Below are 1105 nucleotides of genomic sequence, written 5' to 3'. Positions count from 1 at the left end.
AGTAGTGTCCGCATTTCGTGTTGGTAAGCCTTCTTTTCGCCAAAAACGGCCAATATGGCGCTCCGAGGGAAGACGCGGAGGGCGCAATGAAGGCACACGATTTCAGGAAGTTTATCAGTCGATTTGACGATCTCACACCGGGCCAGGTGCAAGACGCCGCACGACAGATCACGGAAGTCCGCCGAAAAACCGAGGCGATCATCGCGATCGAGACGCGAGCCCAGGAGAGAGCTTCGTGTCCGCACTGCGGCCACGAGGGACGGGTTAGGTGGGGACGGACCCGGACCAACATTCAGAGGTATCGCTGTGAGGGCTGTGCCCGCACATTCACCGGACGGACCGGATCTGTGGCCCAGCATCTTCACCGCCCGGATCTATTCCTCGAGGTCGTCAAGGATATGCTCGACCCCAGAGCCCCGTCCTCGATCCGGCAACTCTCGCGACGCCTGCAGCGGAACAAATACACGATCTGGCGATGGCGCATGATCATCCTTGGTGCCTTCTCTGGCGCATCATCCGACATCTTCGCGGGGATCGTGGAAGCCGATGAAACTTATCAGCGAGAGTCACGCAAGGGGTCGCGCGAATGGGTTAGATATCTGCGAAACAAGGGAAAATACCCAAAGCCTCCGCGGCGCCGCTGGTATGAGTATGGCAAAAGGGGCATTCCGATGCTCCGGGGACTGTCGCGCTGGCAACTGCCGATTCTCACGGTCGCCGACCGAAGCGGCGCACAGCGTTTTCAGCGTATTCCAGGCCGCTCCAAGGGGGCGGTTTATACAGCCCTGTTGCCGCTCGTGGCCAAAGACGCCGTCCTCTGTTCGGATGGCCATGATGGCTATTCGGCGCTGGCAGAGTCCAGAGGCATCGAGCATTTTGTCATCAAGGCAAAGCCCGGACAGAAGATGGCCTCGCCCACTCACCACATTCAGAATATCAATAACCTTCACTCCCGCTACAAGAGCTTCATCAGACCATTTCGAGGGCCTGCCTCGAAATATCTCGAGGGGTATCTCGATTGGTTCGTGGCGCGGGTCAGTAAAGTGCAGCCAGAGGATGTTCTGCGGGCTCTGTGAGCTTACCAACACAAAATGCGGACACTACT

1 protein-coding gene is annotated in these 1105 nt (G+C 57.9%); it reads left to right on the top strand.

Translation table 11 applies throughout. From position 1 onward, the window contains the following. Positions 1–86 precede the first annotated feature (86 nt). The gene (locus BHD06_RS22695) at positions 87–1076 is read left to right on the top strand and encodes an IS1595 family transposase (protein WP_139784870.1); all 990 of its coding nucleotides are present in this window, start codon (positions 87–89) and stop codon (positions 1074–1076) included. Positions 1077–1105: the final 29 nt, after the last annotated feature.

Source organism: Roseovarius sp. A-2, from assembly GCF_002072155.1.
GTDB lineage: Bacteria > Pseudomonadota > Alphaproteobacteria > Rhodobacterales > Rhodobacteraceae > Roseovarius.
This window is presented reverse-complemented; position numbering and strand designations above follow the sequence as displayed.

Bases quoted from the DNA above. Each gene is read 5' to 3' on its own strand.
- BHD06_RS22695 (WP_139784870.1), top strand. From the start codon at position 87: ATGAAGGCACACGATTTCAGGAAGTTTATCAGTCGATTTGACGATCTC.